The sequence below is a fragment of the Micromonospora sp. WMMD723 genome (genome assembly GCF_049863385.1).
Classification (GTDB): domain Bacteria; phylum Actinomycetota; class Actinomycetes; order Mycobacteriales; family Micromonosporaceae; genus Micromonospora; species Micromonospora wenchangensis.
The window spans coordinates 6,383,618-6,394,204 of the sequence record NZ_JBMKNR010000001.1; the positions used below are offsets into that span (position 1 = coordinate 6,383,618).

4 protein-coding genes are annotated in these 10,587 nt (G+C 76.2%); all 4 read left to right on the forward strand.

The window, feature by feature from the left end; all coding sequences use genetic code 11:
* The first annotated feature begins 111 nt into the window (after positions 1–111).
* The 4 genes from ACN261_RS27735 to ACN261_RS27750 are packed head-to-tail and all read left to right on the forward strand — an operon-like array spanning position 112 to position 10,575.
* Positions 112–5,613 carry an amino acid adenylation domain-containing protein gene (locus ACN261_RS27735; protein WP_425852948.1) on the forward strand — a complete coding sequence of 1,834 codons (5,502 nt, stop codon included), beginning with the start codon at positions 112–114 and terminating at the stop codon, positions 5,611–5,613.
* Entirely contained in the window at positions 5,610–7,115 is a 1,506-nt protein-coding gene (locus tag ACN261_RS27740) for an AMP-binding protein (RefSeq protein ID WP_425852949.1), read from the forward strand. Before ACN261_RS27735 ends, ACN261_RS27740 begins: the two co-directional genes overlap by 4 nt.
* A gap of 23 nt (positions 7,116–7,138) precedes the next feature.
* Positions 7,139–10,306: a non-ribosomal peptide synthetase gene (locus ACN261_RS27745; RefSeq protein ID WP_425852951.1), complete on the forward strand. Its 3,168-nt coding sequence runs from the start codon at positions 7,139–7,141 to the stop codon at positions 10,304–10,306.
* Positions 10,306–10,575, forward strand: coding sequence for a phosphopantetheine-binding protein (locus ACN261_RS27750; protein ID WP_421482601.1), 270 nt, complete (start codon positions 10,306–10,308; stop codon positions 10,573–10,575). The genes ACN261_RS27745 and ACN261_RS27750 overlap by 1 nt, the downstream gene beginning before the upstream one ends.
* The last annotated feature ends 12 nt before the right edge of the window (positions 10,576–10,587 follow it).

The following is a 10,587-nucleotide window of genomic DNA, read 5'->3' on the forward strand; positions in this document are numbered from 1 at the left end:
CCGAATCGCTCGAAGGTCCTTTCCATAGTGGACCGATCAGCCGATCCGACGGTTCGGGCCCGCCGGGCAGACTACTGGCCACTGCCCGCACCGTTTCGAGTAAGGCGCCGCGTGACGAACGTTGACGTACCGACGCGGGCCGCCCCGCCGCATTCCACCATCCCCCGGGCCGCCGGAAATCCCCGGCTGTCATTCGCCCAGGAGCGGATCTGGTTCACCGAACAGCTCTCCCCCGGCACCGCCGCCTACGTCGTCCACGCGACGGTGCGGCTGCGCGGGGCGTTCGACGTCGACCTGCTGCGCGCCGCCCTCGACGCCACCGCCGCCCGGCACGACAGCCTGCGGATGCGGTTCATCGAGAGCGCCGACGGGGAGCCCGTGGTGACGGTGTTGCCCGAGGTACGGGTGCCGGTGACCGTCACCGACGCGCCGGGCACCGACGCCGCCCACACCCTCGTCGCCGACTCCGTGCACACCCCGTTCGACCTGGCCGTCGCGCCGCTGCTGCGGGTGCTCGTCGTCCGGCTGGCCGACACCGAGCACCTGCTGCACCTGGCGATGCACCACATCGTCAGCGACGGCTGGTCGCTGGACCTGCTGCTCGGCGAGATCGCCGCCGGCTACGCCGCGCTGCGCGACGGCGGCGACCCGCCCGAACCGCCGACCACCGGGTACGTCGACTACGCCGGCTGGCAGCGGGACCGGCTCGACGGGCCGCCGACCGGTGACGGGTTCGCCCACTGGACCCGCGCGCTGGCCGGGGTGCCGCCGCTGGAGCTGCCCACCGACCGGCCCCGACCGGCCGTGCAGTCCTACGCGGGCGCGACCCACCGGTTCACCGTCGACGCCGACCTCACCGACGGGCTGCGCCGGCTGAGCCGCGCCCACCGGGCCACCCTCTACATGACCCTGCTCACCGGGCTACAGGCCGTGCTGTTCCGGTACAGCGGGCAGCGGGACTTCGCCGTCGGCTCCCCGGTGGCCGGGCGGGTGACGCCCGAGCTGGAGAACCTCGTCGGCCTGTTCGTCAACACCCTGGCCCTGCGCGCCGACCTCTCGCCGGACCCGGCGACCGCCGCCGAGCCGGGCTTCGCGACCCTGCTGCGCCGCAACCGGGGCACCGTGGTGCGCGCCCTGGCCCACCAGGAGATCCCGTTCGAACGTCTGGTCAAGGAGCTGAACGTCACCCGGGACGTCGCCCGCGCCCCGGTGTTCCAGGTGCTGTTCGCCCTGCAGAACTACGCCCGGGGCGGCAACCGGTGGCCGACCGGCCTGCACGCCGAACCGGTCGGCACCGACGCGGCCAGCGCCCGCTTCGACCTGGCGCTGTACGTCGCGGAGAGCGCCGACGGGCTGCGTGGCACGTTCGTCTACCACACCGACCTGTTCGACGCCGCCACCGTCGCCGGGCTGGCCGAGAGCTTCCGGACCCTGCTGCGCGCCGCCGTCGCCGAACCGGACCGGCCCGTGGTCGACCTGGACCTGCTCGACCCGGCCGGTCGGGACCGGCTGCTGGCCCTCGCCGGGCACCGGGCCGGCGGGGTGCCGCCGTCCGGCACCGGGGTCACCGGGGCGGCGGTCACCCTGGCCGACCTGATCGACCCGCACGTCGCGGCGAGCACCGACGCGCCGGCCGTGGTCTGCGGCACCGACCGGATCGGCTACCGGGAGCTGGACCGACGGGCCAACCGGCTCGCCCACTGGCTGCGGGCCCGGGGGGTGGGCCCGGACCGCCTCGTCGGGGTGCTGCTGGAGCAGTCGGTCGAGCTGGCCGTGACGCTGCTCGGGGTGCTGCGGGCCGGCGGCGCGTACCTGCCGCTGGACCCGGAGCAGCCCGCCGCCCGGCTGGGGCTGATGCTCGCCGACGCCCGACCGGCCGTGCTGCTGACCGGCACCGGGCTGCGCGACCGGCTGCCCGCCGGGACGGCGGCGACCTGTCTGGACGAGATCACCGCCGAGGTCGACGCCCAGCCGGACGACCGACCGGCGACCGGCGTGCGCGGCGGGCACCTGGCCTACGTGATCTACACCTCCGGCTCGACCGGCACCCCGAAGGGGGTGGCCGTGCCGCACCGGCCGGTGCTGCGCTACCTCGACGGGGTGGCGGACCGGTTCGCGGTCGCCCCGGCCGCCCGGTACGGGCTGGTGCAGTCGATGTCGTTCGACTTCGCCGTCACCGTGTTCTACCTGGCGCTGGCCACCGGCGGCGCGGTGCACCTGCTCCCCCGCCGGGGCACCGGGGCCGAACTGGCCACCCGGCTGCGCGACGAACGGATCGACTACCTGAAGATCACCCCGTCGCACCTGGCCGCGCTGACCGCCGACACCGCACCGGACGACCTGCTGCCGGCCCGCGCGCTGATCCTCGGCGGCGAGGCGTCCGACCTGGAGCGGATCGCCCCGCTCGCCGCCGGGCCGACCCGGGTGTTCAACCACTACGGGCCCACCGAGGCCACCGTCGGCGTGGCCACCTACCGGGTGCCGGCCGACGCGCCGCAGGTCGGCCCGGTGCCGACCGGCCGGCCGCTGCCGTACGCCTCGGTGCACGTGCTCGACGGGCGGATGCGCCAGGTGCCGGTCGGCATGCCCGGCGAGGTGTACCTGGGCGGGGACCGGCTCGCCCGGGGCTACCTGCGCCGGCCCGGCCTGACCGCCGACCGGTTCGTGCCCGACCCGTACGGGCCGCCGGGGGCCCGGCTGTACCGCACCGGCGACCTGGCCCGCTGGCGGGCCGACGGGGAACTGGTCTTCCTCGGCCGAGGCGACCACCAGGTGAAGATCCGTGGTTACCGGGTCGAGTTGGGCGAGGTGGAGGCCGCCCTGCGGGACTGCCCGGGGGTACGCCAGGCGGCGGTGCTGCTGCGCGACGACCGGCTGGTGGCCTACCTGGAGGCGACGCCCGACGCGGGCGGGTCGGACCCGGCGCACTGGCGTCGCCTGCTCGCCGGGCGGCTGCCCGAGCACATGGTGCCCACCCGCTGGGTGGTGCTGGACCGGCTGCCGTTGCAGGAGCACGGGAAGGTGGACCGGCGGGCCCTGCCCGAGCCGACCGACGACGGCCCGACCGGCGAGCGGGTGCCCCCGGTCGGGCCGGTGGAGACGCTGGTGGCCGACGTGTGGCGGGCGGTGCTCGGGGTACCCGAGGTCGGCGTCACCGACGACTTCTTCGACCTGGGCGGGCACTCGCTGCTGGCCACCCGGGTGGTGGCCCGGCTGCGCCGGGAACTGCCCGCCGTCGTCGACGGGCCCCCACCGACGGTCAGCGTGATGGACCTGTTCCGGCACCGCACCGTACGCGAACTGGCGGACCTGGTCGCCGGGCCCGACGCCGGCCGGGCCGGGCTGCTGCACGAGCTGACCCCGCCGGTGTCCGCCGCCGACCGGGTCGCCACCCTGCTGTGCGTCCCGTACGGCGGGGGCAGCGCGGTGGTCTACCAGCCGCTGGCCGACGCGCTGCCGGCCGGGTACCGACTGCTGTCGGTGGCCGTACCCGGACACGACATCGGCCTCGCCGACGAGCCCGCGCCGATCGCCGACGTCGCCGCCGGCGTGGTCGCGGAGGTGCTGGGCCGGGTCACCGGCCCGCTGATCGTGTACGGCCACTGCGGTCCCGGCGGGGCGCTGGCCGTGGAGGTCGCCCGCCGGTTGGAGGCCGCCGGACGGGACCTGCTCGCGGTGTACCTCGGCGCGGTGTTCCCGTTCGCCCGGCCCGCCGACGGGCCGCTCGCGCCGCTGCTGCGGCTGCGGCTGGCCGAGCGGCTGCGCAGCGACCGGATCTACCGCACCTGGTTGCAGGCGCAGGGCACCGCCGTCGGCTCGCTCGCCCCCGACGAGGTGCGGTTCCTGGTGCGGGCGATGCGGCACGACGCCCGGGTCAGCGAGGACTACTTCACCACGCTGATGCGCCAGCGGGTCACCCCGCTGCGCGCGCCGGTGGTCTCCGTGGTCGGCGAGCGGGACCGCAGCACCGACTACCACGAGGAGCGGTACCGGGAGTGGCACTTCCTCAGTGACCGCACCGCCCTCGCCGTGATCGACGAGGGCGGGCACTACTTCCTGAAGTACCGGGCCGCCGAACTGGCCGAGATCGTCACCGATGTGCACCGGCGGCTCGACGCCCCGCCCCGGCAGGTCGCGGGCGGGGCGCCGGCCACGCCACCGCCCTGGCGGCTCGCCGCCGTCTCCCGCACCGGCCAGAACCCGACGGCCGACGGCGACCGGGACCGCGGCGACCCGCCGCCGAGCCTGCGCCGGTTCGGCGTGGTCGCCGCCGGTCAGGTCGTCTCCGGGCTGGGCACCGCGCTGACCACCTTCGCAATCCCGCTGTGGATCTACACGCAGACCGGGTCGCTCGCCCGGTTCGCCCTGTTCGCCGTGCTCGGCCTGCTGCCCGGTCTGCTGGTCGCGCCGCTGGCCGGGGCGCTGATCGACCGCACCGGCCGGCGGCGGGTGCTGCTGTGCGCCGGGCTCGCCGCCGGCAGCGCCAACGCGGTGCTCGCCGGGCTGGTGTTCACCGACCGGGTGCAGGTGTGGCACTTCTATCCGCTGGTCGGCTGGCTGTCGGTGGCGCTGGCCTTCCAACGGCTCGCGTTCGTCTCGGCGGTACCGCAACTGGTGCCCAAACGCTTCCTCGGCCACGCCAACGGCCTCACCCAGACCGCCGTCGGCCTCACCCAGTTCACCGTGCCGCTGCTCGCCGTCGCCCTGCTGGAGACCGTCGGGCTGCGCGGCATCCTGCTCGTCGACGTGGCGTCGTACCTGTTCGCGGTGGGGGTGCTGGCGGTCGTCAGGTTCCCCCGCACGCTGGCCCTGCAACGCCGCGAGGGCATCGGCACCGAGATCGTCGCCGGGCTGCGCTACGCGCTGCGCCGTCGGGAGTTCCGCGCCATGCTGGCGTTCTTCGCCGCGCTCAACTTCTTCCTGTTCCCGGTGCTGTTCCTGCTCTCCCCGCTGGTGCTCGGCTTCGCCGACCTCACCGACGTGTCCCGCGTCGCGCTGACCGGCGGGGTCGGCGCGGCCACCGGCGGCCTGGTGATGCTGCTGTGGGGTGGCCCCCGGCACCGCCGGATGCGGGCGGTGCTGCTGGGCACCCTCGGCATCGCGGTGGCCGCCGTGCTGACCGGGCTGCGGCCCAACCTACTGCTCATCGGGGCCGGCGCGTTCGGCATGTACCTGGCGCTGGGCATCGTCAACGGCGTCTACCAGACGATCATCCAGACCAAGGTGCCGGCGCGGGTGCACGGCCGGGTGTTCGCGGTCAACCAGATGGTCGCCCAGTCCACCCTGCCGCTGGGCTGGGGCCTCGTCGCCCCGTTCGCCGCCCGGGTGGTGGAGCCGACGCTGCTGCCCGACGGGGCGCTGGCCGGCACCGTCGGCGCGGTGCTCGGGGTCGGACCGGGCCGGGGGCACGGGCTGCTCTACGTGCTGTTCGGGGTCTGCATCGCGCTGACCGCGCTGGTGTCGCTGGCCACCCCCACCCTGGCCCGGTTCGACGACGAGGTGCCCGACGCGCCCCCGGACGACCTGGTCGGCCTGGAGGAACGCCGGACCCGGACGACCGACCCCGCCGACCGGACCCCGGTGGGCGTCGGGACGGCGGGAGGGCCGCGGTGACCACGACCCCCGCCGGGACGCCCCCGCCGCGTACGCTGCCGGAACTGCTCGACTGGCGTACCGGGCTGCACCCCGACCGGGTGGCGGTCGAGGTGCACCAGGTGGCCACGCTGACCTTCGCCGGGTGGTCCGCCGGGGCGCGGGCCGTCGCCGCCGCGCTGCGCCGTCGGGGGCTGCGCCCCGGTGACCGGGTCGGCCTGGTCTTCGGCCCCCGCGACTGGGTCCGATACGCGGTGACGTACTGCGGCGTCCTGTGGGCCGGCGGGGTGGCGGTGCCGCTGTCCGACCGGGCGGCCGCCGGGCAGCTCGGCTACGCGCTGACCCACTGCGCGGCCACCGCCGTCGTGCACGGTGACGACACCCCCGCCCCGCCCGCCCCACCCGGCGTGGCGGTGTACGGCGACGCCGAGCTGCGCGCCGACGGGCCCGACGACGGCGGCCCGTCCGCCGCCCGCCCCGGCGACCTCGCCCAGATCCTCTACACCTCGGGCACCACGGGCCGGCCCAAGGGGGTGGCCGCCCGGCACGCCAACCTCACCGCCGGTGCGCCGCACCACCCGCGCCGGCTGGCCCTGGCCCACTCGCAACGGTTCCTGCACGCCTTCGCGATCGGCACCAACGCCGGGCAGACGATGCTGCTCAACGCGTTGACCGCGAAGGCCGCCGCGCTCACCCTGCCCCGGTTCACCCCGGTCCGGTTCGCCCGGCTGGTCGCCGCCCCCGGCACCGGGACGGTGTTCGTGGTCCCGTCGATCGCCATCGAGCTGCTCGACTCGGGCGCGCTGCGGGACCGCGACACCAGCGGCGTACAGCTGATCGGCTCCACCGCCGCGCCGCTGCCCCCGGCGGTCGCGGCCCGGCTGGCCACGGCCTTCCCGCAGGCCACGATCGTCAACTACTACACCTCCACCGAGGCCGCCCCGGCGCAGACCACGATGATCTACGACCCGGCCCGGCCGGACGCGGTCGGCCGGCCGGTCGGCGGGCAACTCATGGTCGCCGACCCCGACGGCCGCCCGCTGCCCGCCGGGACGACAGGTGACGTGTGGCTGCGCGCCCCGCACCCGCGCGCCTACTACCGCGACGACGCGGCGAACCGGGCCACCTTCCGCGACGGCTGGGTGCGGATGGGCGACGTGGGCCGGATCGACGCCGACGGCTACCTCTACCTGACCGACCGGCACCAGGACGTGATCAAGACCGGCGCGTTCAAGGTCTCCACCGTCGAGGTCGAGGCGGCGCTGCACGAGCATCCGCTGGTCGCCGAGGTGGCCGTGGTGGGGGTGCCGCATCCGGTGCTCGGGTCGGCGGTGGCCGCCGCCGTCGTGGCCCGGCCGCAGGCCGGCGCGGACGGGCTGACGCTGCCGGCACTGCGCGGCTTCCTCGCCGACCGGCTCGCCGACCACCAACTGCCCGCCCGGCTGCTGCTGCTGTCGCGGCTGCCCCGCAACGAGGGCGGCAAGGTGCTCAAACGGCAGCTCACCGCCCTGTTCGACAACTGACCACCCGCACCGACAGCACGACCATGGGAGAGCATGTGGGCACCGCCGAGGCGACCTTCGCGCAGCACGCCGTCTGGTTCACCGAGCAGGCCGGGGTCGCCGGCACGGCGTACCACCTGGCGGTGGGTATCCGGTTCGGCGCGGAGCTGGACCGGACGGCCCTCGTCGCGGCGTGCGCGGCGACGGTCGCCCGGCACCCCGCCCTGGCCACCCGGATCGACACCGACGAGGACGGCACCCCCCGGTTGACGCCGGCCGGCACCCGCCCGGCCGTCACCCTCGGCGCGCTGACCGACGCGCGGGTCGCCGAGGAGATCGCCCGACCGTACGACCTGCGGACCGGCCCGCTGGCCCGGTTCACCCTGCTGACCGGGGCGGCGGGCGACCACCTGCTGCTGGTCACCGCGCACCACCTGGTCTTCGACGGCACCTCCAAGGACGTGCTGGTCGCCGACCTCGCCGCCGGGTACGCCGCCGCCCGCTCCACCGACCCGGCACGCGACCCCGCCCCGGGACCGGCCGACACCCACCGGCAGGCAGGTGAACAGCCGTGGCCCGGAGCCGACCACGCCGGCCTCGCGGCGGCCGAGCAGCAGCGGATCGCCGCCGACCTGCCCGCCGCCCGCGACTTCTGGGCGCGGCACTGGTCCGGCCCCGGCGACGTGGTGCTGCCCGGCCTGCGCCGGCTGCCCACCGGCGCGGAGCCCGGCGTCGCCGTCGAGGTGGCGCTGCCCGCCGACGTGGTCGACGGCATCGACCCGGTGGCCCGGTCGCTCGGGGTCACCCGCTTCGAGCTGCTGTTCGCCGCGCTGCACGCCCTGCTCGGGCGGTACGGCAACCGGGACCTGCCGATCGGGGTGGCGCTGTCCACCCGTACCCCGGACCAGGCCGACCGGATCGGGTTGTTCGTCAACGAACTGCCGGTCACCGTCGCGCCGGCCGACGGCACGTTCCGGGCGCACACCCGCGCCGTCCGGGACCGGCTGCGCGAGGTGTACCGCTACCGGGCCGTACCACTGGCCCACGTGGTGTCCGGCCTGCGCCCCGCCCCGGCGCTCACCCCGGTCAGCGTCGGCTACCGGCGACGCGGCGGCGAGCCGAGCTTCCCCGGGGTGGCCGGTGAGGTCGACTGGACGCTGTTCGGCGGTGCCGCCCGCAACGCCCTGCACGTGCAGATCGTGGACGCCCCCACCGGCCTCACGGTCAGCCTCCAGCACAGCCCGGCGGCGGTGCCGACCGACGCGGTACGCCGGATCGGCGCGCACCTGCGTACCCTGCTCGCCGCCGCGCTCGCCGACCCGGACCGGCCGGTGGCGCGGCTGCCGGTGCTGCCCGCCGACGAACTCCACCGGGTCACCCGGGAGTGGAACGACACCGGCCGGGCGTACCCCGCCGGGGCGAGCGTGCCCGGCCTGTTCGCCGCCCGGGTCGCCGCCGACCCGCACGCGCCGGCCGTGGTCGACGACGACCTGACGCTCAGCTACGCCCAGCTCGACGCCGCCGCCGACCGGTTGGCCGGGCTGCTGCGGCAGCGCGGGGTCGGGCCGGGGGCGATCGTCGCGGTCGCCCTGGACCGGTCCTGGCGGGCGGTGGTCACCCTGCTGGCGGTGCTGCGCTGCCGGGCGGCGTACCTGCCGGTGGACCCGCAGCACCCGCCGGCCCGCCGGGAACTCGTCCTCACCGACGCCGACCCCGCGCTGGTGGTGACGCCGACGGCGGGCGGGCTGTCCCGGCCCACCCTCGCCCTCGACGGGGTCGAGCTGCTCGCCGGGCCGGTGCCGACGCCGGCCGGCCCCGCCGGGTCGCCGGCCGCCGACGACCTGGCCTACCTGCTCTACACCTCCGGCTCGACCGGCCGACCCAAGGGCGTCGCGGTACGGCACGGCGCGCTGACCAACCTGCTGCTGGGCGTCCGGGACCTGCTGGGCAGCGGCCCCGCGCACCGGTGGCTGCACCTGACCTCGCTGTCGTTCGACATCTCCACCGTGGAGGTGTTCCTGCCGCTGGTCACCGGCGGCCGGGTGGTCGTCGCCTCGGCGGTCGGCCCGTTGGACGGTGCGGGCGTGCTACGGCTGGTCCGCGCCGCCGGAGTGACCCACGCCCAGGCCACCCCCTCGGGTTGGCGGGTGCTGCTGGAGGCCGGCCTCGGCACGCCCGGACCGGACGCCGCCGGGGTCGCGCCGGCCCCGCTGGTCGCCGTCACCGGCGGCGAGGCCCTGCCGCCCGCCCTGGCCCGCGAGCTGCGGGCCCGTACCGCCCGCCTGGTCAACGGGTACGGCCCCACCGAGGCGACGGTGTACGCCACGATGACCGACGTCGAGGCCGACGAGGTCACCATCGGACGGCCGCTGCCGAACGTGCGGGCGTACCTGCTGGACGCCACGGGACAGCCGACGCCGATCGGGGTGCCCGGCGAGCTGCACCTGGCCGGCGACGGGCTGGCCGCCGGCTACCGGGGCCGCGCCGACCTGACCGCCGAGGTGTTCGTGCCGGACCCGTTCGGGCCGCCCGGACAGCTGCTCTACCGCACCGGTGACCGCTGCCGGTGGCTGCCCGACGGGCGGCTGGACTTCCTCGGCCGCACCGACGACCAGGTCAAGATCCGGGGGCACCGGGTCGAGCTGGGGGAGATCGACGCCCGGCTGCTCGACCATCCGGACGTGGCCGACGCGGCGACGGTGCTGCGCTCCGACGCCGACGAACCCCGGCTCGTCGCCTACCTGGTGCCCCGCGCCGGCGCCGTCGTCGAGCCGGCCGGGCTGCGCCGGCACCTGGCGGCGAGCCTGCCGCCGGCCGTGCTGCCCACCGACTTCGTGCCGCTCGACCGGCTGCCGTCGAGCCCGAACGGCAAGGTCGACCGGGCCGCCCTGGGCACCCGGGATCTCGCCGTGGACCTCCCCCGGCCACCGGTCACCGACCCGGTTCACCCGGCCGTCACCCCGACGCCCCCGGCTGACGACGACCCGGTGGTGGCCCAGTTGCGGACGATCTGGCAGGAGGTGCTGCGGATTCCCGACATCGGCGTGCACGAGGACCTGTTCGACCTGGGCGGCCACTCCCTGACGGTCACCCGGATCAGTGGCCGCATCCAGCAACGGCTCGGCGTCGAGGTGCCCCTGGACGCCTTCTTCGACACCCCCACCATCGCCGAGATCGCCGAGATCGTCCGGCCGTCCGTGAAGGAGTGCTGATGGACACCACCGACACCACCGACCTGCGGGGGCGGCTCGCCGACCTGGTCAGCGAGGCCACCGGGGGTGAGGTCGCGGCCACCGACCTGCTCACCGGCGGTTCGATGGTCGCCCTCGGCGTCGACTCCCTCGGCCTGCTGCGGATGGTCGACGCGATCGAGTCGGAGTACGACGTCGAGGTCGAGCTGAACGGTCCGGGCCGTCCCCTGGACACCCTCGACGACCTGGTCGCGCTGCTGACCGCCGCCGGGCCCGACGACACCCGCTGACGGTGCCACCCG